A 22341-nucleotide genomic window follows, 5' to 3' on the forward strand; every position below is an offset into this window, starting at 1 on the left:
ATCCTGCAAAAAGAGAGAGGCCGCTAGTGTAATCAATGAGCTCTTCCTGCGCGGCGCTTTCTGGTTGACAAGTGATTATAAAACCATCGCTTAATGCGTTTTGCCGCTGCGCAATTTACAGGCTATGCGCGATTACCGCCATTTTGTGAATTTCACCCTGCGTGATTGTCATAAAAGTGTAACAAATGTGTCAACTATCACAGCCAGCATGCGCGAAAAACGCCATCATAGACGCGAAAAGGAACATGGCGACGACCTCTGGAATGCGTCGCCCATTTCCACAATGACAACATGCCTGGGAGGGCAGCTATGCTGAGCATCTTTAAACCCGCACCGCATCGACCGCAGGTGGCGGAAGATCAGGTTGATCCTTTATATCGCCGCCTGCGCTGGCAGATCTTCTTTGGTATCTTCTTTGGCTACGCCGCCTACTATCTGGTACGCAAAAATTTCGCGCTGGCGATGCCCTATCTGGTCGAGCAGGGCTTTTCGCGCGGCGACCTCGGCTTTGCGCTTTCCGGCATCTCGATTGCGTACGGCTTCTCAAAATTTATTATGGGTTCGGTTTCGGATCGCTCGAATCCGCGCGTGTTTCTGCCTGCCGGACTGATCCTCGCCGCCGCGGTGATGCTGTTTATGGGCTTCGTGCCCTGGGCGACCTCCAGCATTATGGTGATGTTCGCGCTGCTGTTTGCCTGCGGCTGGTTCCAGGGCATGGGCTGGCCGCCCTGCGGGCGCACCATGGTGCACTGGTGGTCGCAGAAAGAGCGCGGCGGCATCGTTTCGGTGTGGAACTGCGCGCATAACGTCGGCGGTGGCCTGCCGCCGCTGCTGTTCCTGCTCGGCATGGCCTGGTTCAACGACTGGAAAGCGGCGCTCTATATGCCCGCTTTCGCCGCCATCGCCGTGGCGCTGATCGCCTTCGCGCTGATGCGCGATACGCCGCAGTCCTGCGGATTGCCGCCTATTGAGGCGTACAAGCACGACTACCCGCCGGACTACAGCGCCACGCACGAAGAGGAGCTGACGGCGAAACAGATCTTCACCCAGTATGTGCTGCCCAACAAGCTGCTGTGGTATATCGCGCTGGCGAACGTCTTCGTCTACCTGCTGCGCTACGGCATTCTCGACTGGTCGCCCACCTACCTGAAAGAGGTGAAGCACTTCACGCTGGATAAATCTTCCTGGGCCTACTTCCTGTACGAATACGCCGGCATTCCCGGCACGCTGCTGTGCGGCTGGATGTCGGACAAGGTGTTTAAGGGGAATCGCGGCGCGACCGGGGTCTTCTTTATGACGCTGGTGACCATCGCCACGGTAGTCTACTGGTTTAACCCGGCGGGCAATCCCGGCGTAGATATGGCCTGCATGATCGTCATCGGCTTTCTGATTTACGGTCCGGTGATGCTGATCGGCCTGCATGCGCTGGAGCTGGCGCCGAAAAAAGCGGCGGGCACCGCCGCAGGCTTTACCGGCCTGTTCGGTTATCTCGGCGGTTCGGTCGCAGCCAGCGCCATCGTCGGCTATACCGTCGATTTCTTCGGCTGGAACGGCGGTTTTCTGGTGATGGTGGTAGGCTGCGTGCTGGCGGTGATCCTGCTGCTGTTGACCATGATTAACGAACGCAAGCACAAGCAGCAGCTGGCGTCATAAAGAAAGAGGCCGGCATCGCGCCGGCCTCTTGCGTCAGGATAAAAACAGCGTGCGCAGCGTATGCGGCACGGCATCATCCGCATTGCTGCCGATCACTTCCAGATCTGGCAGCGTATCCTTCAACCGCTGGTGGGCGTTGCGCATAATGCAACCCTTGCCCGCCATGCTCAGCATCTCTACGTCGTTCATGCCGTCGCCGAAGGCGATGCACGCCTTGAGCGAGTGCCCCAGCTGTTTCGCCACCGCTTCCAGCGCATGTCCCTTCGACACGCCGCCCGCCATCACCTCCAGACAGGTCGGCAGCGAAAAGCTGACGTTAACGCGATCGCCCCAGCGCGCCTGCAGCGCCAGTTCGAGCGGGATCAGCGCCTCGGGATCGTCGCTGGTGAAAAAGACCTTGCTGATATTGTCGCCCGGCAGCATGCCTGGCTCATACACCTGATAAGTGAATACCGACTCGCGGAAATAGTCCTGCTCCGCCGGATGGGTGCGGCTCATAAACCATTCGTCGTCGCGATAGACGTGCGTCAGGATGGCGGGATTAGCGTAGTGCAGGCCGTAAAGCTCCAGCGCAATATCTTCGTCGAGGTTATGGCTGAACACCAGCTCGCCCTCGGCGTTGTGCACGCGCGCGCCGTTAGAAGTGATCATATAAGCGGGAATGCCCAGCTTGTCGCGCATCTGCCCTACGTCGATATAATGACGGCCGGTGGCGAAAACAAAGTGGATATCGCGCGCCACCAGCTGTTGCAGAATATCGTGGGCGTAGGGCGTTAGCCGATGTTCGGGAGAGAGCAGCGTGCCATCCAGATCGGATGCGACGATTTGAAACATGAAAACCTCAGGTATTGTTATAGGCCGTAGCCGGTAAGATAACTTTTCGAATCAGGGATGCGCCTCGAAGAAATCGACCAGCGCATTCAGCGCTTCGGCGCGCATGGCATCTTTTTCAAACAGAATTTCGTGGCGCGCCTCTTTGATGACGCGCGTCTCGCAAGGATGGCCTGCCTGCGCCATCGCCGCGCAAAAAAGATCCTGCGAACGGTTGTCCACTACGCGATCCTCGCCCGCCTGCAGCAGCAAAAGCGGCGTGGTAATGGTGCTGGCCAGGCTCAGGATATTGCGCCCGGCGTGAATACCTTCGCGCACCCAGTGATAGGTCGGTCCGCCGACGCGGATAGCGGGATCGTCAGCGTAAAAACGCAGGCTGCGGCGATAGCGCTCCGCGCTGTGCGTGAGGCGATTGATGCCGAACGGATGCGCGCGCCAGCGTCCGGTGCCGAGCGCATAGCCATCGCGTATCGCCGGGCGCTTCTCCGCCCAGTCGAGGATACGGTTCGCCAGGAAAGAGGGCATCGGCAGCGCGATGCCGAACATCGGCGCCACCAGCGTCACGGCATGAAACGCCTGCGGCTGGCGCGCCAGAAACAGCGTCAGGATGGCGCCGCCCATCGAATGCGCCAGCGCGTAGCGGCGCTGGTAGTGGCCGCCGACAATCTCTTTCAGATAGAGCGTCTCTAAGTCGTCGACGTAGTGCGTGAACTCCACCACATGACCGCGGTGGGTATCCTGCAGCAGCCGATCGGATCGCCCCTGCCCGCGATGGTCGAGGATCACCACGTCAAAGCCGCAGTGAAACAGGTCGTACGCCAGTTCGGGGTATTTGACGTAGCTTTCGATGCGCCCAGGCACGATAAGAATCACGCGCTTATGGTGCGGCGCAGTGAAGCGCACATAGCGCAGAGTGACGTTTTCCACGCCGACGAATTCACGCTCTTCGCGCCGGTGCCAGAAGTCGAGCAGCGGACCGTGCGCAAAGGCGGCAAAGGCTTTTTCCCGATTGAGCCAGCTCGCTTTATGTCGTTCCATCTATCCCCCTGCAGACGCGCGATAGGCCTGTAGCGAGCCGCGCATGCGGCCCGTAGCGTCACGCTTGTTTCTGGCGTATTGTGTCATATTTCCGCCCAGACAGGGAGCGCAACCCATGACCACTGAATGGTGGCTGACTTACCTTCTCACCACCACTATCCTCAGCCTTTCGCCCGGTTCCGGCGCGATTAATACCATGAGCACCGGCATCAGCCACGGCTATCGCGGCGCAGCGGCCTCGATCAGCGGCCTGCAGCTTGGCCTGGCGATCCATATCGTGCTGGTGGGGATCGGGCTGGGCGCGCTCTTTTCCCAGTCGCTGCTGGCGTTTGAAGTGTTGAAGTGGGCGGGCGCGGCCTATCTGGTGTGGCTCGGCATTCAGCAGTGGCGCTCTGCGGGCGCGATCGATCTTGATGCGGTGGCGAAAGCAACGCCGCGCCGCCGCCTGTTTAAGCGCGCGGTGCTGGTGAACCTGACTAACCCGAAAAGCATCGTGTTCCTCGCCGCGCTGTTTCCGCAGTTTATCCTGCCGCACCAGCCGCAGGCGATGCAGTACCTGGTGCTCGGCGCCACCACTATTGTCGTCGATATTATCGTGATGATCGGCTACGCCACGCTGGCGACGCGCATTGCGGCCTGGATTAAGGGGCCAAAGCAGATGAAGCTGCTGAACCGGATCTTTGGCGGATTGTTTATGGCGGTCGGCGCGCTGTTAGCCAGCGCCAGAAGAATAGCCTGAAAAGCACGCCGATGCTTAAGGCCGTCGGCGGCGCAGCCAGGCCTTAACGAATAAGAGCGCCGATGCTTAAGGCCGTCGGTGTCGCAGCCAGTTCGGTGCCGGCCAGCGCGCAGTCACCGCAGCGTACTGTAGTACGTGAGGATGACGAGCACTGCCCGGTGCCGAAATGGCAAGTAAGCCAGGCCTTAACGAGAAATGATGAGGTGGATGCCGAAACCGGCGAATAAAACTCCCGCTACGCCATCGACCCACTTCGCCGCGCGCTGATACTTATCGCGCATCCACGGCAGAGCGAAAATCGCCGCCACCAGCGTGAACCACGCAAAGGTTTCGCCGACGATCAGCAGAAACAAGCCCCAACGCTCCAGCGCTCCGATGTCGTTGCCGACGAACAGCGAGAAGACGCTGCCGAAATAGATAATCGCTTTCGGATTAGAGAGATTGGTGAGAAAGCCTTTAAGAAAGCTTCTGCCCTTTTTCGGCAGTTCCACCACCGGCGCATCCTGTACCGGCTGCTTATGGCGCTGACGCGCCGAGCTGAGCAGCTGCCAGCCCATCCACAGCAGATAGAGACCGCCGCCGACCATAATGATCTGATGCAGCCACGCCATCTTCTCCAGGATCAGGTGCAGCCCCATTAGCGCGACGCCCGCCCAGATAACGATCCCAAGCGTAATGCCGAGCACGCCCATCATCGCCTCTTTGCGCGAGCGGCTGGCGGCGGTTTGCGAAACAAAAAAGAAGTCCGGGCCGGGACTCATCAGCGCGACCAGATGCACCAGCGCGACCGTGGCAAATAACATCAGCATAGGTAGTGTCCTTTACTCTTCATCATCAAGATGCTCTTTGATCATCACCAGGAAAGGTTTGCCAAAGCGCTCCAGTTTGCGGTGGCCGACGCCGTTGACGCTCAGCATCTCCGACGCCGTTACCGGCATCTGCTCCGCCATCTCAATCAGCGTGGCGTCGTTAAACACCACGTAAGGCGGGATATTCTCTTCGTCGGCAATCGCTTTACGCAGCTTGCGCAGCTTGGCAAACAGCTTGCGATCGTAATTGCCGCCGTAAATTTTCGGCGAGCTGCTGCTTTTCGGCTTCGCCGCGTTAAGGCGCGGCACCGCCAGCATCAGCGGCACTTCGCCGCGCAGCACCGGACGCGCCGCTTCCGTCAGCTGCAGCGCGGAGTGCATGGCGATATTCTGCGTCACCAGCCCCAGATGGATAAGCTGACGCAGCACGCTGACCCAGTGTTCGTGGCTCTGCTCGCGGCCGATGCCGTAAACCGGCAGCTTATCATGGCCCTGGTCGCGGATACGCTGGTTGTTGGCGCCGCGCAGCACCTCGACCACATAGCCCATGCCGAATCGCTGCCCGACGCGATAGATGCAGGAAAGGGCCTTCTGCGCTTCCACCAGGCCATCGTAACGCTTTGGCGGATCGAGACAGATGTCGCAGTTGTCGCACGGCTGCTGACGTCCTTCGCCGAAATAGTTCAGCAGCACCAGACGTCGGCAGGTTTGCGCTTCGGCGAAGGCGCCCATGGCGTTGAGCTTATGGCGTTCGATATCCTGCAGCGGGCCGGGCGCTTTCTCTTCCAGACATTTGCGCAGCCACGCCATATCCGCCGGGTCGTAGAGCATCATCGCTTCGGCCGGCAGCCCGTCGCGTCCGGCGCGACCGGTTTCCTGATAATAGGATTCGATATTGCGCGGTATGTCGAAGTGCACCACGAAGCGCACGTTGGGCTTGTTGATGCCCATGCCGAACGCCACCGTCGCGACCACGATCTGCAGATCGTCGCGCTGAAACGCTTCCTGCACCCGGGCGCGCTGCGCGCTGTCGATGCCGGCATGATAGGCGCCGACGCTCAGCCCGCGGCTCTGCAGACGCGCGGCGGTGTCTTCAACCTTGGCGCGACTGTTGCAGTAGATGATGCCGCTTTTGCCGCGCTGATCCTGAACGTAGCGCAGCAGCTGCTCGGTGGGTTTGAACTTCTCCACCAGCGTATAGCGAATGTTAGGACGGTCGAAACTGCTGATCTGAATCAGCGGGTCCTGCATATCCAGCAGGTGAACGATGTCGTTGCGCGTGGTTTCGTCGGCGGTGGCGGTCAGCGCCATTACCGGCAGCTGCGGAAAACGCTGGCGCAGCTGCCCCAGCGCGCCATATTCCGGCCGGAAGTCGTGGCCCCACTGCGAGATACAGTGCGCTTCGTCGACCGCCAGCATCGCAGGCTGCCAGTGCGCCAGGCTCTCGAGGAAGTTATCCATCATCAGACGTTCAGGCGCGATATAGAGCAGCCTGACGCGGCCGGTGCGGCAATCCGCCATCACCTGCTGCTGCTGCTCGCGCGTCATGGTGGAGTTGAGGCACGCCGCCGCGACGCCGTTCGCCAGCAGCTGATCCACCTGATCTTTCATCAGCGAAATCAGCGGCGACACCACCAGCGTCAGGCCTTCCTGCACCAGCGCGGGGATCTGATAACAGAGCGATTTGCCGCCGCCGGTAGGCATAACGACCAGACAATCCCGTCCGCTCAGCGCCGCATTGATGATGGTTTGCTGACCGGGACGAAAATGCTGATAGCCGAAGGTATCCTGCAATACCTGCTGCGCCAGCGCTTCCTGATTATGTACTACCGAGATTGCCACTGTATTCCTGTTGTTTTCCGGAGAGTCAGAACAGATCGTTCAGCATGACGCCGACGCCGAGACGCGTCTGACGATGGTTATAGTCGATAAGCGACTCGCCATAACCGCTAAACACCTGGGTATAGAAACGAACGTGTTCGCTGATCGGATAGCTCCAGCCCAGCGTCGCGCCGCCAAAACCGGTATTCCAGTTGTAGTTGCCTTCTACGCTGAAGATATTCTCGCCGGCGACATAACCCAGCTTCAGACGGTAATAGCCCATATATTTGGTGATATCCGGGTTATCGTCTTCGCTGTCCGGTATGCGGTACCAGGGTTTGACTTCGGCGAGGAAGTTGCCGTTCTGCGCCATCAGGCGCGCATAGACGCGGTTCCAGCTGCGCGAAGTCGGGTCGCTGCGGCCGTTGGACTGGTGGTTAAAGCCCACTTCCACATCGCGCAGCGTCCAGCCGGCGAAGTCATAATCCGTGGCCCAGCCGAGGAAAATCTGCGGCTCGTAGTTGGTCTCGCGAAACGGCGACGACTCGCCGCGGTTCGACAGCTGCCACCAGGAACGCTGCGTATAGGAGGCGGCCAGCACGGAGTTGTCACCCAGAATACCGCGCCACAGCGGAAATGCCAGACTGAGCTGAAATTTCACTTCATCTTTGCGCGCGTTGTCCGCCCAGTTATAGGAGGAGATCGCCTCTTTATTGATATCGCTGGTGTAGGTATAGAGCAGATAGTTGCTCTCATACGGATAGAGCACAAACGGATTGTCGTGCTTCTCCAGCAGGTTGGCGATAATGCTGCCGCGCACCTGAGGCGTATCGTGGACCTCTTTAACGGTGGCTTCCTCTGCCTGCGCGAGCGCAGGGAGTAACAGGGCGGCTGCTAACAAGGCGCGATGCTTGCGCATAACTTTCTCCGATGAAGGCTGCGTGTCAAATGAATGGGGAGTCATAAAAAGGAGGCCATTCTACACGCAAAAGGCGGTGAAGATGAGCGCTGATTTCCGAAACTGGAAACCCTCTCGCGCGCGGCTTAGAATACACAACTCGTTAACATTTTACGCCGTCAAAGGCGTATTCGCAGGATTGCCGCTATGTCATCACTGCTGCTGTCTCAGCAGGAAGCCCGCCAGATGGTGGGCGAAATTTTTGTTTACCATATGCCCTTCAATCAGGCGCTCGGCCTGGAGCTGGATCGGCTGGAGAGCGACTATGCCGAAATCAGCTTCGCCAGCAAAACCATGCTGGTCGGCAACGCGGCGCAGCAGATCCTGCACGGCGGCGTTATCGCCTCGGTGCTGGACGTCGCCGCTGGAATGGTCTGCGTCAGCAACGCCCTGACGCGCGCGGAGAGCATCAGCGAGGAGGAGCTGCGTCAGCGCCTGTCGCGCATGGGCACCATCGATATGCGCGTCGATTATCTGCGGCCCGGCCGCGGCGAGCGCTTTACCGCCACCAGCAGCCTGCTGCGCGCCGGAAACAAGGTGGCGGTGGCGCGCGTCGAGCTGCATAACCAGCAGGGCGACTATATCGCCACGGCGACGGCGACCTATTTGATTGGTTAATCGCGGACGCCGTGCGAAAATCGACTTTTTCCGGACGCTTTCTCTCTATGGATACGCAACAAACTCGCCAGGGCATTGGCTTCGCGCTCGGCGCCTACTTTATCTGGGGCATCGCCCCGGCCTATTTCAAGCTGGTTAAAACCGTTCCGCCGACGGAGATCATGACGCACCGCGTTATCTGGTCGGCGCTTTTTATGCTGGTGCTGATTAGCCTGAGCCGCAGCTGGCCGCAGGTGCGCAGCGTGCTGGCGCAGCCGAAGAAGGTGCTGCTGCTGGCGCTGACCGCCGTGACGATCGGCGGCAACTGGCTGCTGTTTATCTGGGCGGTGAATAACCAGCATATGCTGGAAGCGAGCCTTGGCTACTTTATTAACCCGCTGATTAACGTGGTGCTCGGCATGCTGTTCCTGCGCGAGCGCTTTCGACGGCTACAGTGGCTGGCGGTGCTGCTGGCGACCATCGGCGTGCTGGTGCAGCTGTGGCAGTTCGGCTCGGTGCCGCTGATCGCGCTCGGCCTGGCGCTGAGCTTTGCCTTTTATGGACTGGTGCGCAAAAAGATTCAGGTTGATGCGCAGAGCGGCATGCTGATTGAGACGCTGTGGCTGTTTCCGCTGGCGGCGATCTATCTCTTTGGCGTGGCCGACACGCCGACCAGCCATCTGAACGCTAACCCGCTTAGCCTGAATCTGAAGCTGGTGGCGGCGGGTATCGTGACGACGATTCCGCTGATGCTGTTTGCCGCCGCCTGCACGCGGCTGCGCCTCTCTACCGTCGGCTTTTTCCAGTATCTCGGCCCGACGCTGATGTTCCTGCTGGCGGTGCTGTTTTACGGCGAGACCATTACGCCCGACAAGATGGTGACCTTCGCCTTTATCTGGCTGGCGCTGGCGGTGTTTATTTTTGATGCGGTGGTGGCGACGCTGCGTAGCCGACGCATAACAAGGCGGCAGGAAGTTTAATCTAACAGCGCCTTCAAAAGCTAAAACGCGAGTGACACGAACCGAAGAGCAAAGCGTCCCGCGCCAGGGAAGGCGCGGGCCGAGCCAGCAGGGATGCGGCTTTTGCGTCTTTGCGATCGGTTCGTGCCACCCGCGTCGGCACTGTACTACCCGCAATGCGGGTCTTTTCAGTTACAGCCAGTTCTTGCGTTTGAAATAGAGATAAGGCGCCAGGCCGGCGAGGATCATCAAACCAATCGCCGCCGGGTAACCAAAGCTCCACTTCAGCTCCGGCATAAACTCGAAGTTCATCCCATAGCTGGAGGCCACCAGCGTTGGCGGCAGAAACACCACCGACACCACCGAGAAGATCTTGATAATGCGGTTCTGCTCGATGTTGATAAAACCCATAGCCGCCTGCATCAGGAAGTTAACCTTCTGAAACAACGATTCGTTATGCGGCAGCAGCGACTCGATATCGCGCAGGATCTCGCGCGCCTGCTCCAGCTGGTTGTTCGGCAAACGCGCCTTGCGCACCAGGAAATTGAGCGCGCGTTGGGTATCCATCAAGCAGAGCCGCACCTTCCAGCCGATATCTTCCAGCTCGGCGAGACGCGACAGCGCCTGGTCATACTCTTCGCCCTGCTGCCCTTCCATAATCACGCGGCTGAGCTTCTCCAGCGCGCTATAGATATTCTCGATCTCATCCGCCAGCTGTTCGATTTTGGTTTCGAACAGATCCAGCAGCAGCTCAAAGGCGTTGCCGTCGATCAGCGTCTGATTACGGGCGCGCATGCGGTAAAGGCGAAATGCGGGCAGCTCGCGTTCGCGCAGGGTATAAAGCCGCCCTTCGCGAATGGTGAAAGCCACGGTGGAGTTGCCGGCATGATCTTCCGCATCTTCATAAAAGAAGAAAGAGTGAATATGCAGACCGTCTTCATCTTCGAAAAAACGCGCCGAGGCTTCGATATCCTCCAGCTCGGGACGCGTCGCCAGGCTTTGCCCCAGCTCGCTCTGCACGCGGTCGCGCTCGCCCTCTTCCGGCTCGATCAGATCGACCCACACCGACGTGGTCAGTTTGTCGTTTTCGTCTTCCAGCTCCAGACGCGTCAGGCGGCTGCGATCCAGTTTAAATGCGCTCAGCATAGCAATACTCCCCATTGCAGACTAAATGGGACAAGGCCGTTGGCCGATCGGCCACGGCAACGCCTGAACACGGAAACGCTCGTTCAAAAGGTGAATCAGTGCTGACTCGTGCGACGGGATAAAAAAGGGAGGTCGCTGATAACCGCTAAGGCTACCAGCTAAAAGAGGAAGCCTTAGATGTTATTCCTGGTAACCAGGTGACTGAGCCAGCATCGACTGGGCGTATCCAAGGCGTTGTCCTCTCTTGATAATAGTGCGCGCATGTTACGCTGAGACGAAAAAGTCGTCAACCGGTGACTAAGCGGTTTCCAGCTTCGCATAGGCGGCCACCAGCCACTTGATGCCCTGGCCCTGAAACGCCACCTGCACGCGGCTGTGCTCGCCGCTGCCTTCCAGATTGATGATGGTGCCTTCGCCGAATTTCGCATGCTTCACGCGCTGGCCCAGCGAAAATCCGCTGTCGCTTTTCGAGATCGGCGCGCCCATGCGCTGATGGCTGACCGGCCGGCTGACGCTGGCGCGCAGGCGCACCTCCTCGATGCACTCCTCCGGCAACTCGCCGATAAAGCGCGATGGCCGGTGATAAACCTCTTTGCCGTAGAGCCGGCGCGACTCGGCGTAGGTCAGCGTCAGCTTCAGCATGGCGCGCGTCACGCCGACATAGGCAAGACGCCGCTCCTCTTCCAGACGGCCGCCTTCATCAATCGACATCTGGCTTGGGAACATCCCCTCTTCCATGCCGACGATAAAGACCTGGCTAAACTCCAGGCCTTTCGCCGAGTGCAGCGTCATCAGCTGCACCGCATCCTGCCACTTATCGGCCTGGCCTTCGCCCGCTTCCAGCGCGGCATGCGACAGGAACGCCTGCAGCGGCATCAGATCTTCATCTTCGTCCTGATAGCTGAACTGGCGCGTCGCCGTCACCAGTTCCTCAAGGTTTTCGATACGCGCCTGGCCCTTTTCGCCTTTCTCCTGCTCATACATCACCCACAGGCCGGAATCTTTAATGACGCGGTCGGTCTGCACGTGCAGCGGCATCTCGACGGTTTCACTCGCCAGCGAATCGACCAGCTCGCAGAAGCGCTGCAGCGCCGAGGCCGCGCGCCCCGCCAGCGCTTTGGTTTGCAGCAGTTCGCGCGTCGCCTGCCACAGCGTCATCTGGCGTTCGCGGGCGGTCTGACGCACCACGTCGAGCGTACGATCGCCCACGCCGCGCGTCGGCGTATTCACCACGCGCTCAAAGGCGGCATCGTCGTTGCGATTGGCGATCAGGCGCAGATAGGCGAGCGCGTCTTTGATCTCCTGGCGTTCGAAGAAGCGCATGCCGCCGTAAATGCGATAGGGCATGCTGCTCTGCAGCAGCGCCTCTTCCAGCACGCGCGACTGGGCGTTGCTGCGATAGAGAATGGCGCAATCCTGCAGGGCGTTGCCGTTCTCCTGCCAGGTTTTGATGCGGTTGACCACAAAGCGCGCTTCGTCCAGCTCGTTAAAGGCGCAATAGATCGAAATCGGATCGCCGTCGCTGCCGTCGGTCCACAGCTCTTTGCCGAGACGGCCGTTGTTGTTGGCGATCAGGGCGTTGGCCGACTTCAGGATATTGTTGGTAGAACGATAGTTCTGCTCAAGGCGAATGGTTTCCGCCGCCGGGAAATCCTGCAGGAAGCGCTGGATGTTCTCGACCTGCGCGCCGCGCCAGCCGTAGATCGACTGATCGTCGTCGCCGACGATAATTACCCGACCGCTGTCGCCCGCCAGCATGCGGATCCAGGCGTACTGAATGTTGTTGGTGTCCTGGAACTCATCCACCAGAATATTGCTGAAGCGCTCGCGATAGTGATTGAGAATATGCGGCTTATGCAGCCACAGCTCATGGGCGCGCAGCAGTAGCTCGGCGAAATCGACCAGTCCGGCGCGGTCGCACGCTTCCTGATACGCCTGATAGATGCGCAGCCAGGTCTGCTCCACCGGATTGCCGTAGCTTTCAATATGTTTCGGGCGCAGCCCTTCATCTTTCTTGCCGTTGATGTACCACATGCCCTGACGCGCGGGCCACTGCTTCTCATCCAGATTCATCGCCTTAATCAGGCGTTTCAGCAGACGCAGCTGATCCTCGCTGTCGAGGATCTGGAAATCCTGCGGCAGACCGGCATCGAGATGGTGCGCGCGCAGCAGACGGTGAGCGAGGCCGTGAAAGGTGCCGATCCACATGCCGCCCTGGCTGGTGCCGATCAGCTGCTCGATACGGTGACGCATCTCCGCCGCCGCTTTGTTGGTAAAGGTCACCGCCATAATTGAATAGGGCGAGCAATTCTCTACCGAGAGCAGCCAGGCGATGCGGTGCACCAGGACGCGCGTTTTTCCGCTGCCTGCGCCTGCCAGCACCAGCAGGTTGCCGCGCGGCGCCGCCACGGCTTCGCGCTGTTTGTCATTCAAACCGTTGAGCAGATCAGAAACGTCCATAGGCACCGTTCACTAAAGAAAACAAAAAGCGAACCCTGAATCATTCGGCTTGCAGCAAGAGGCATGATTCAGGGCACGACTGGATAAATCTACAGCCATTATAACAGTGAGGTCAGGGATGCCAATCGCGAAATTTCCACGTGCGGCACCAGCCGCGCATCGGCCACCTGCATCAGGTTGCCGCCGCGCAGGTTGATCCAGCACGCCTGCAGGCCGCAGCGCAGCGCGCCGGCCACGTCGGTGGTCAGGTCGTCGCCCACGTGCAGAATATGCTCCGGCGCGATGCCGAGCCGCTGCGCGGCGAGATGATACATATCCTGATAAGGCTTGGCGCGGCCATCCGGCCCGGCGCGCAGCGCGAACTGGAAATAGTCGGCGATGCCGAGCTGCTCCGGGCGCGCGTTGCCGTTGGTGATCGCCACCAGTGGCACTTTTTCGCCCAGCGCCTTCAGGGTCTGATGCGTCTCTTCCGGCATCTCGACCTGACTGCGCCAGTGATGAAAGACGTCCATGATTTCATCGGCGCCCGCCGTCGCTTCCTGCGCGGAGAGACCGGCGTTCAGCAGCGCCAGCTCGACCGAGCGTCGACGCCACTCCGACACGTCGTGATAAATATCGGGCTCGCGCGCCAGCAGCTCGTCGCGCAGCCGTTGATAATCGAGCGGCGTAAATTCGCGCAGCGACGGATGATAGGCCTGCAGCGCCGCATGTGATTCGGCGGTGGTTTTGCGGATCACCGGATAGTTGTCGTAAAGCGTATCGTCGAGATCGAAAGTCATCGCCTTCACGGCGCGTAGCGGACGGTAAAACTTCATTCGTTCTTTCCTCGTTTGGCGCGGGGATGCGCAGCGTCATACACCGTTGCCAGATGCTGGAAGTCGAGATGGGTATAGATCTGGGTGGTAGAGAGATTGGCGTGGCCCAGTAGCTCCTGCACCGCGCGCAGATCGCCGCTCGACTCCAGCAGATGCGTGGCGAACGAGTGGCGCAGCTTGTGCGGATGAATATGGCTGGCGACGCCCTGCTTCACGCCCCATTCGGCGAAGCGCTTTTGCACGTTGCGCGCCGAAATGCGGCGTCCTCGGCTGGAGAGAAACAGCGCGTCATCCTCGCAGCCAAAGGCGGCGCGTAGCGGCAGCCACTGTTCCAGCCAGGTGACGGCGGTGCGTCCGATCGGCACGCGGCGCTCTTTGCTGCCTTTGCCCACCACCCAGACTTCGCCCGCGTCGAGATCGACGTGGCGGCAGTCCATATTCACCAGCTCCGACAGGCGCAGCCCGCCGCCGTACATCACCTCCAGCATCGCGCGGTCGCGCACCGCCAGCGGATCGTTAAGGTCGATCTCCAGCAGCTGATTCACTTCGTCGACGTCGATGTTCTTCGGCAGATGGCGCGCGTTACGCGGCGTGGTGATCCCTTTGGCGGGATTGGCGGAGAGTTTGCCCTGGCTGACCTGCCAGTCGAGAAAGCTGCGCAGCGCCGACAGACGCAGCGCGAGGCTGCTGGCGCCTAATCCGGCGCGCCGGCTGCGCGACGCCATGCTGCGCACCTGCGCCGGCTCCAGCTGCGCCCAGCTCTCCAGCTTCATCTCTTCGGCCATCTCGCTCAGCGTCGCCAGCTGGCGGGCGTAGTTTTCCTGCGTCAGCGGACTGAGCTGACGTTCCACCCGGAGGTAGCGCAGAAATTCGTCGACGGCGGCCTGCAGCGCGCTCATGCGCGTTCCACCCAGCGCGACAGCAGCTCCGGCATCATCTGCGCCAGATGCTGCAACAGCAACGTGCCCATGCCGGCCTGATAGTGCTGGCTGTCGCGGCTGCTGAAGATCAGCACGCCCAGATCGCCGCGCTCGCCCATCAGCGACATCGCGACCGACCCGATCGCTTTAGCCTGCGGCAGCAGCAGCAGCAGTTCGGGGCCGTTCAGGCTGCCAAGAAAATGGTGCTGCTGGCCGAAGCGCTGGATGCGCAGCGGCTCAAACGCCTGACGCGACAGGCTAAGCTGCACGAATTCCGAGGGCGCGCCCAGCCGCCATTTGTCGGCGAAAAGACGCAGATTGGCGCCCGCCAGCCCCAGATCGCGCGCCCAGCGATGCAGGCGGTTGAGCATCTCCTGCAGCGAATCGGCCGACGCCAGATGGCCCTGCAGCGCCAGCAGCCGATCGAACAGCTCATGGTTGGCGCTGGCCTGCTCCATCAGCAGGGTGATCTCCTCTTCCAGCCGCTGGATATGGTTGCGCTGGCGCGCCATATGCCACTCCACCAGCGACACGCTGCCGCGCACCGGATGCGGCACCGCCATCTGTTCCACCTGGCGGGCGTTGCGGATAAAGAAATCAGGATTTTGCTGCAGATAATCGTTAACGGCCTGATCGTCCAGCAGGATCGTATTGTCAGCCTGCTCTTCGATATTTTTCATAGATGAATAAACCCATCGTAAACGTGTGTGGCGGGTCCGGTCATAAACAGCGGCTGACCGGCTCCTTTCCAGGCGATGTGCAGCGTGCCGCCCGGCAGATCGACGCGCACCTTCGGCGCCAGAATGCCCTGCTGAACGCCGCAGGCTACCGCAGCGCACGCGCCGCTGCCGCACGCCTGGGTTTCGCCCGCTCCGCGCTCGTAGACGCGCAGGCGAATATGCTCCGCCGACACCACTTCCATAAAGCCGACGTTGACGCGTTCGGGAAAGCGCTCGTGGCTTTCCAGCGCCGGGCCCACGGTCTCGACCGCGGCGGTCTGCACGCTGTCGACCTGGATCACGCAGTGCGGATTGCCCATCGACACCGCGCCGAACATGACGGTCTGTTCGGCGACGCGCAGCAGATAGAGATTCTCCGCTTTATTCGCGCGGAACGGCACCTGCTGCGGTTCGAAGTTGGGCTCGCCCATATTGACGCGCACCAGTTCGTCCGGCGTCACGCTCAATACCATGCGTCCGGTTTGCGTGCTGACGCGGATTTCGCTTTTGTTGGTCAGCCCTTTCAGCCTGACGAAGCGGGCGAAGCAGCGCGCGCCGTTGCCGCACTGCGCCACTTCGCTGCCGTCGGCGTTGAAGATGCGATAGTGGAAATCGAGATCGGGATCGTAAGGCGGCTCGACGATCAGCAGCTGATCGAAACCGATCCCCAGATGGCGATCCGCCAGCCGGCGAATCAGCTCCGGCGAGAAAAAGACGTTTTGCGTCACGGCATCCACAACCATGAAATCGTTGCCGAGTCCGTGCATTTTGGAGAACTGCATTTTTTGCTCCGCCGGGTGCGCCATTACAATTATTCTGCTGACATGCTGGCGTTGCCGCCGCTCACCAGTCCGTGCGTGTCTGCCTGAGCCGCACGCTGTTGCTGCTGCTTTTTCTGCTGCTCAGCTTGCTGTGGAGTTTGCGTTTTCGGCTGGTCGGCGGGCGGGAAGTAAAGCGGTCCTTTTAGTCCACAGCCTGCCAGGCTCGTCAGCGCCAGCGCCATTGCCAACAGGCTTTTTACTCTCTTCATCTCTTCTGCTCTTTTGTCCTTAACCTGGTTGCTTATCATCGCAGTTGAAGATGGAAAAGCAACAGGAAATCCCCGCAATTCGCGTGCGCGCGGTGACGTTATAAGGAAAGAGCCGCGCGGCGAGCGCGGCGTCAGTGTACCTGGTAGCGCGGCTGGTAGTCGCCGTTGTCGTTATCCGGCTGCGTGGCGCAAAGCTGGGCCAGCGTCTGGCTGCGGAACGGGATCACCTGGAAGCGGTCGCCGGTATTCACGATCTGGTAGAACTGCGGCAGATTGAAGTTGATAAAGCTGGAGCCGTAGGTAAAGCGATCGTGCGAAGAGGAGTAAAAGCGGCTGACGTCGCGCACCAGCTCCTCTTTGCTGCCTTCGCAGTGATGATAGACCTCGACGCGGTTGGTTTCATCCAGGATATAGATGTTGAAACCCTGCTCGTCGGTGGTGTCTTCGAAGAAGAACTGAATAATGCCTTCGCTGGCGTAGCCGTTCACCACCGGCGGCAGCGGCGTCTGGTTCGATTCCACTTTGATCGACAGGCCGTGCAGCTTGTTGTTGGAGATCGCGCCGTAGAACTCCACCGCGTTTTCCAGCTTCTGCACCGACACGCTCATGCGCTCGAAGAACAGTCCCCACGTCTGGCCCGCCATGCGCAGCGCTTTAAAGCGGCCCGGCTCCTGACGCGTGCTGGAGAGACGCAGCTCGATGCATTCGGAGACCAGCTGCTGAACGCGCGTGCGGATCAGCCCGCGCAAATGCTGGCTGTAGCAGAACACTTCCACCGTGTCCGGCGGCGAAGCGTCCTGATGCATTTTACCCAGAATGGTTTTCAACGCCTCGATCATCGCCTGCTCGCCGCTGAAGTGCAGCGTACGCACTTCGTTCCACGAGTTGCGGTAGAGCAGATCGATGCTGCCGATCAGGCACTGCTGCTGCTGGCCGAAGCTAAAGACGTCGAGCTTGCGGAAATCGAAGTGCACCACCTGATTGCGGAAAGCGGAGGTCGGATCGTGCTCAAGGTTGACGATAATCGCCAGATGGCGGATTTCGCACGGGCTGTAGAGCGCTTTCGGCGTCGGCGCAGGCAGGCGCAGCGGGAAATGCGACGAGACGTCGTTCACCAGCTCCTGCAGGCGCGCCAGATCGCAGATCTCGTTGCCTTTGATATGCAGCCGCGTTTTGCTGGTCAACAGGCCGTTGAACCACGCCCAGGCCACCAGCTTATTCAGATAGCGGTTATATTCCAGCGGCTGATGGCTGATGATCGAGCTCATGTCCGGCGCCTGGTTATAGAGATACCAGCCTGAACGGTTGGCGCGGCCCGCCGGAACGTGAATAAAGGTCAGGTTCTCTTCCGAGAGGTCAGGCGAAATCTGCGGATTGACCAGCGTGACCTTGCCCGGCAGCGCTTCAAAAGCGGCGTACAGTTTACGCGTCAGCACGCCGATATCCTGCGGACTCGCGCTGACGCTTAAATTGTTGCGACGGGCAAAACGGATCAGGTTGCGATAGCTCTGCATCATCGCATCCAGCAGTTCGTTATGCGCCTCGCGCACGCGTTCGATTTTCCAGCCGCCGCGGTTGTCGAGAATCGCCAGTTTTTCCTCGTCCCAGCCCCACTCTTTTACCAGCTGCGACAGGATCTCGCGTCGCCAGCCCGAGCGGCTGCTGGTTTCGTCGGCGCTCAGCTTCTCGCACACTTTCAGGTAGAAGCAGCGGCGCACCAGGTCGAGGCGCGGCCGATCGTCCACACTGGTCAGGTAGTGCGTCACGCGCTCCAGCATTATGCAGTAGGGATCGAGGCCAAAGCTGACGATTTCGCCGTCGTGCAGGCGCTGTTTGATATCCATCGCCAGCAGTTGGGTGTTGGGATACTCCCAGCTGTAGGCTTCCAGAAGCAGCGTTTTCAGCACCGCTTTATAGGGCGAGTCGATGCTTTTATAGAGCTGCCACAGGCTGGCGCCGAAGTACTCTTCCGCCGACAGCGTGCCCAGCCCGCCGAGATCGAGCCACTCGTTAGGCGTCAGCACGCCCTGCGCGTAGAGCGACATCACATAGTCGTCGTAGTGATGTTCTTCTTCGCACGGCACCATATTCCACAGGATGCGTTTACCCGCCATGCGCACGGCGGTACGGTAGAATTCGTCGAGCAGCAAAATATGCTGCGTCGAGCCGCAGTCTTCTCCACCGAGACTGCCGCTTTCGTTATGGCGGAAGCGGTTTTCATCAATCAGGAAGAAGCTGACTTCTACGCCCATCGATACGCACCACTTTTGCAGCAGCGTGCATTTGCGCTGCAGGTTGAGGCGCTCTTCGTTATCCAGCCATGACTGATGGCAGACCCAGATATCCAGGTCGGAGACGCTGTTCTGCCCAACCGATGAGGTGCTGCCCATGGAGTAGATGCCGGTGATCGGCATTTCGCCGGTGGGCGATACGTCCAGCGTCAACTCGCGGCTGCCCGCCAGTTCGCGCATCAGCAGAAGCTGGTTTTCTTCAGGCGTGAAGAAACTGATGCCGCGGGGAACGTTACCGTCGAAGTAACCCGGCATCAGCGGATGATGATAATGTAATAAGGTCGGCAGCAGACTGTATACGTGCTGGAAAGCAGGTCCCATCGCAGCCAGCGCGCGATCGACACGCAGCTGATTAATGGCATCCAGTCTCTGTTTCAGTGTCTCAATGTAGAGGTACAAGACGTTTCGCCTGATTGTCCCAGTGTTTAAGCAACCTGTTTCCTCAATCCGCCGCTTAGTAATCGAAAAAGTTGGACGAATTATTGCTGGAAACGTGATCAATCTAACACCTGGCAGATTGACCGTAAAGAAAGTTGCGCTACCTAACAGTTTAGCACGTTCCTGTTCGCTTCCTGCGCTTTCGGACACCGGCGGTCCGCTTCATCCTCTTTTCACTGGCGAATCTTCCCGCCAGCCCGGTCAAATAATCCGTTGAAACTGTCAGCCATCAGCCGACAATGATAGGATATTCGGTGAACGATCAAAATGGTTAACAGCATGTTAGACAAAATTTTCAGAATTGCTACAAGACAAAGTCCTCTCGCGCTCTGGCAGGCACATTATGTCCAGCAACGCCTGATGGCCGCGCATCCGGGCCTGCGTGTGGAGCTGGTGCCTATGGTCACCAAAGGCGACGTCATCCTCGACACGCCGCTGGCAAAAGTCGGCGGTAAAGGACTCTTTGTCAAAGAGCTTGAGCTGGCGATGCTGGAAGATCGCGCCGATCTCGCGGTCCATTCGATGAAAGATGTGCCGGTCGCGTTCCCCGAAGGATTAGGGCTGGTCACAATTTGCGAGCGCGAAGACCCGCGCGACGCCTTCGTCTCAAACCACTACGACTCGCTCGACGCGCTGCCGCAGGGCGCGGTAGTCGGCACCTCCAGCCTGCGCCGTCAGAGCCAGATTAGCGAACGCCGCCCGGATCTGGTGATCCGTTCGCTGCGCGGCAACGTCGGGACGCGCCTGTCAAAACTCGACGCCGGCGAGTATGACGCCATTATTCTGGCGGCCGCCGGACTGAAGCGTCTGGAGCTGGAGTCGCGCATTCGTCAGCCGCTGCCGGCGGAAATCTCTCTGCCCGCCGTCGGCCAGGGCGCGGTAGGCATCGAATGTCGCCTCGACGACAGCGAACTGATTAACCTTCTTCAGGCGCTCAATCACGACGATACCGCCGTCTGCGTCAAAGCCGAGCGCGCGATGAACACCCGGCTGGAAGGCGGCTGCCAGGTGCCGATCGGCAGCTTCGCGCTGCTGGAAGGCGACCAGCTGTGGCTGCGGGGCCTGGTCGGCGCGCCGGACGGCAGCGTGATGGTGCGCGGCGAACGTCGCGGCCCGCGCGCCGAGGCGGAAGCGATGGGCATCTCTCTCGCCGAAGAGCTGCTCGGCAAGGGCGCGCGCGATATTCTGCGCGAGGTCTACCAGGGACAGCCGCCGGTATGACTATCCTGGTCACTCGCCCGGAACCCGCCGCCAGCGCGCTGGTGACTCGCCTGCGCGGCCTTGGCCGTCAGGCCTGGAGCCTGCCGCTGATTGAGTTTGCGCCGGGCAGCGACCTCGATCGCCTGCCGCAACAGCTTGCCGCGCTACGCGGCGGCGACCTGGTTTTCCTGCTTTCTCAGCAGGTGATCCACTATGCGCAGCCTGCGCTAATCCGTCATCACGCAGCGTGGCCTGCGGACGTAGACTATTATGCAATTGGTCGCAGCACCGCGCTGGCGTTTCACACCGCCAGCGGTCGCCACGTCGATTATCCGCACGCGCAGGAGACCAGCGAAGCGCTGATAAACCTGGCGGCGCTACAGCGCGTATCCGGTAAGAAAGCGCTGATTTTACGCGGAAATCCTGGACGCGAACTGCTGGCGGAAACGCTGACCGCTCGCGGGGCGGAAGTCTCATTTAGCCAGTGCTATCAGCGCTGCCAGAAGCACTACGACGGCCCAATTGAAGGTCGACGCTGGCGCAACCGCGGCATCACAACGCTGGTGGTCAGCAGCGGTGAAATGTTACAACAGCTGTTTTCTCTGTTCCCCGCGATCGATCGCGAGGAATGGTTATTGCGCTGTCGACTGGTTGTCGTCAGTGAACGTTTGGCTACGCTTGCCGGAGAACTGGGCTGGCAGGATATTCAGGTAGCCGATGGTGCCGATAACGACGCGCTGCTGCGCGCGTTACGCTGAACTTAATCATGGGATGTGCCACAGATGACGGAACAAAAAGCGACCTCCGCCACGGTCGAAGAGACTACGCCAGCGGCAGACACTTCGCCCTCTTCTCGCCCGCAACCGCCGCGCGACAAAAAGAGCGGCGGCATGGTGCTGGGCGCGGTGGCGATTGTCATCGCCCTTGCGACCGGCGCGGGTTTATACCTTAACGGGAAACATCAGGCTGAACTTCAGGCGCAGGCGAATCAGAGCCTGAGCGACAAGCTGAACGCCTTGCAGCAGCAAGCGGGCAGCGACAAACAGCAGCTGACTCAGCAGCTCAGCAGCGCGCAAAGCGCCCTGAACGATGCGCGTACCCAGCAGGCCGCCACGGCGAAAGAGCTCGAAGCCCTGCGTGAAAAGGTCGCGACCATTTCCAGCAATGACGTGAACGCCTGGCTGGTGTCGCAGGCTGACTATCTGGTGAAACTGGCGGGCCGCAAGCTCTGGAGCGACCAGGACGTCACCACGGCGGCAGCGCTGCTGAAAAGCGCCGACGCCAGCCTTGCCGATATGAACGATCCGAGCGTCACCAGCGTGCGTCGCGCGCTGACGCAGGATATCAGCACCCTTTCGTCCATCGATCAAATCGATTACGACGGCATTATTCTGAAGCTGAACCAGCTCTCTAACGGCGTCGACAACCTGCGTCTGGCGGATAACGACAGCGACGACGCGCCGATGGACAGCGATGGCGGCGAGCTGACCTCTTCGCTGCGCGAATGGCGTCAGAATCTGGTGAAAAGCTGGCATAACTTTATGGATGACTTCATTACTATCCGCCGCCGCGACAATACGGCGCAGCCGCTGCTGGCGCCGAACCAGGACGTTTATCTGCGCGAGAACATCCGCTCGCGTCTGCTGATCGCCGCGCAGGCGGTGCCGCGTCATCAGGACGAAATTTATAAGCAGTCTATCGACACCGTATCCAGCTGGGTGCGCGCCTGGTACGACACTAACGATCCCGCGACCAAAGCCTTCCTGGCGCAGCTGGATGAACTGAGCCAGCAGAGCATCAATATGAACCTGCCGGACAATCTGGAAAGCCAGCCGCTTATCGATAAGCTGATGCAGACGCGCGTGCGCAACCTGATTGCGCAGCCTTCCGTCGCCGCTGACCAGCAAGGGGGCTAAG

Annotated in this window: 20 protein-coding genes; 7 read left to right on the plus strand and 13 right to left on the minus strand. The window is 60.0% G+C overall.

The features are described from left to right. The first annotated feature begins 309 nt into the window (after positions 1-309). Positions 310-1653, plus strand: a complete 1344-nt coding sequence (gene glpT / locus B3229_RS14970) for a glycerol-3-phosphate transporter (protein ID WP_048782033.1) — start codon at positions 310-312, stop codon at positions 1651-1653. Positions 1654-1686: 33 nt separating this feature from the next. Here the strand turns inward: glpT and yigL are convergent, their stop codons facing one another. Together yigL and pldB are read right to left on the minus strand one after the other, a co-directional pair. Then, positions 1687-2487, minus strand: coding sequence for a sugar/pyridoxal phosphate phosphatase YigL (yigL, locus tag B3229_RS14975; protein ID WP_048782031.1), 801 nt, complete (start codon positions 2485-2487; stop codon positions 1687-1689). A gap of 51 nt (positions 2488-2538) precedes the next feature. Then, positions 2539-3522 (minus strand): lysophospholipase L2, encoded by a 984-nt coding sequence (gene pldB / locus B3229_RS14980; protein ID WP_048782029.1) that lies wholly within the window; start codon positions 3520-3522, stop codon positions 2539-2541. A 115-nt stretch (positions 3523-3637) separates the two neighbouring features. Between pldB and rhtB the strand changes: the two genes are divergently transcribed. After that, on the plus strand, positions 3638-4261 hold the full coding sequence (gene rhtB, locus B3229_RS14985; RefSeq protein WP_033754609.1) for a homoserine/homoserine lactone efflux protein: 624 nt from the start codon (positions 3638-3640) through the stop codon (positions 4259-4261). A 185-nt stretch (positions 4262-4446) separates the two neighbouring features. Here rhtB and rhtC read toward each other — a convergent pair whose 3' ends face one another. The 3 genes from rhtC to pldA are packed head-to-tail and all read right to left on the minus strand — an operon-like array spanning position 4447 to position 7810. Then, on the minus strand, positions 4447-5070 hold the full coding sequence (rhtC, locus tag B3229_RS14990) for a threonine export protein RhtC (RefSeq protein WP_048782025.1): 624 nt from the start codon (positions 5068-5070) through the stop codon (positions 4447-4449). A gap of 12 nt (positions 5071-5082) precedes the next feature. After that, a complete protein-coding gene (gene recQ / locus B3229_RS14995) occupies positions 5083-6912 on the minus strand; it encodes an ATP-dependent DNA helicase RecQ (RefSeq protein ID WP_033793114.1) in 1830 nt (609 codons plus the stop codon). 25 nt (positions 6913-6937) lie between these two features. Then, complete coding sequence (gene pldA / locus B3229_RS15000; RefSeq protein ID WP_033754601.1) at positions 6938-7810, minus strand: phospholipase A; 873 nt, start codon at positions 7808-7810, stop codon at positions 6938-6940. A gap of 186 nt (positions 7811-7996) precedes the next feature. On the opposite strand from pldA, the gene B3229_RS15005 reads away from it, so the two are divergent. Both B3229_RS15005 and rarD read left to right on the plus strand, forming a co-directional pair. Next, the gene (locus B3229_RS15005) at positions 7997-8467 is read left to right on the plus strand and encodes a thioesterase family protein (RefSeq protein WP_033793112.1); all 471 of its coding nucleotides are present in this window, start codon (positions 7997-7999) and stop codon (positions 8465-8467) included. Positions 8468-8514: 47 nt separating this feature from the next. After that, positions 8515-9426: an EamA family transporter RarD gene (gene rarD, locus B3229_RS15010; protein WP_048782021.1), complete on the plus strand. Its 912-nt coding sequence runs from the start codon at positions 8515-8517 to the stop codon at positions 9424-9426. 171 nt (positions 9427-9597) lie between these two features. Here the strand turns inward: rarD and corA are convergent, their stop codons facing one another. From corA to B3229_RS15050, 8 genes are all read right to left on the minus strand, one after another. Beyond that, entirely contained in the window at positions 9598-10551 is a 954-nt protein-coding gene (gene corA / locus B3229_RS15015; RefSeq protein ID WP_033754593.1) for a magnesium/cobalt transporter CorA, read from the minus strand. 297 nt (positions 10552-10848) lie between these two features. Further along, entirely contained in the window at positions 10849-13011 is a 2163-nt protein-coding gene (gene uvrD, locus B3229_RS15020; protein WP_048784935.1) for a DNA helicase II, read from the minus strand. A gap of 98 nt (positions 13012-13109) precedes the next feature. After that, positions 13110-13826: a 5-amino-6-(5-phospho-D-ribitylamino)uracil phosphatase YigB gene (gene yigB, locus B3229_RS15025; RefSeq protein WP_286872018.1), complete on the minus strand. Its 717-nt coding sequence runs from the start codon at positions 13824-13826 to the stop codon at positions 13110-13112. Next, positions 13823-14725, minus strand: a complete 903-nt coding sequence (xerC, locus tag B3229_RS15030; RefSeq protein ID WP_048784933.1) for a tyrosine recombinase XerC — start codon at positions 14723-14725, stop codon at positions 13823-13825. Before xerC ends, yigB begins: the two co-directional genes overlap by 4 nt. Then, positions 14722-15426 (minus strand): DUF484 domain-containing protein, encoded by a 705-nt coding sequence (locus B3229_RS15035; protein WP_048784931.1) that lies wholly within the window; start codon positions 15424-15426, stop codon positions 14722-14724. Before B3229_RS15035 ends, xerC begins: the two co-directional genes overlap by 4 nt. Further along, positions 15423-16247: a diaminopimelate epimerase gene (dapF, locus tag B3229_RS15040; RefSeq protein ID WP_033754713.1), complete on the minus strand. Its 825-nt coding sequence runs from the start codon at positions 16245-16247 to the stop codon at positions 15423-15425. Before dapF ends, B3229_RS15035 begins: the two co-directional genes overlap by 4 nt. Positions 16248-16276: 29 nt before the next feature. Continuing rightward, complete coding sequence (gene lptM / locus B3229_RS15045; protein WP_033793146.1) at positions 16277-16495, minus strand: LPS translocon maturation chaperone LptM; 219 nt, start codon at positions 16493-16495, stop codon at positions 16277-16279. Between the two features lie 131 nt (positions 16496-16626). Further along, entirely contained in the window at positions 16627-19185 is a 2559-nt protein-coding gene (locus B3229_RS15050) for a class I adenylate cyclase (protein WP_286872049.1), read from the minus strand. Positions 19186-19503: 318 nt separating this feature from the next. Between B3229_RS15050 and hemC the strand changes: the two genes are divergently transcribed. From hemC to hemX, 3 genes are read left to right on the plus strand one after another with little or no spacing between them, the layout of a single operon-like run. Then, entirely contained in the window at positions 19504-20445 is a 942-nt protein-coding gene (hemC, locus tag B3229_RS15055; RefSeq protein WP_048784937.1) for a hydroxymethylbilane synthase, read from the plus strand. Then, entirely contained in the window at positions 20442-21182 is a 741-nt protein-coding gene (gene hemD, locus B3229_RS15060) for a uroporphyrinogen-III synthase (RefSeq protein WP_286872052.1), read from the plus strand. The genes hemC and hemD overlap by 4 nt, the downstream gene beginning before the upstream one ends. A gap of 24 nt (positions 21183-21206) precedes the next feature. After that, positions 21207-22340 (plus strand): uroporphyrinogen-III C-methyltransferase, encoded by a 1134-nt coding sequence (hemX, locus tag B3229_RS15065; protein WP_033754574.1) that lies wholly within the window; start codon positions 21207-21209, stop codon positions 22338-22340. Position 22341: the final 1 nt, after the last annotated feature.

The organism is Pantoea sp. UBA5035 (genome assembly GCF_002415245.1).
Lineage (GTDB): Bacteria > Pseudomonadota > Gammaproteobacteria > Enterobacterales > Enterobacteriaceae > Pantoea > Pantoea septica.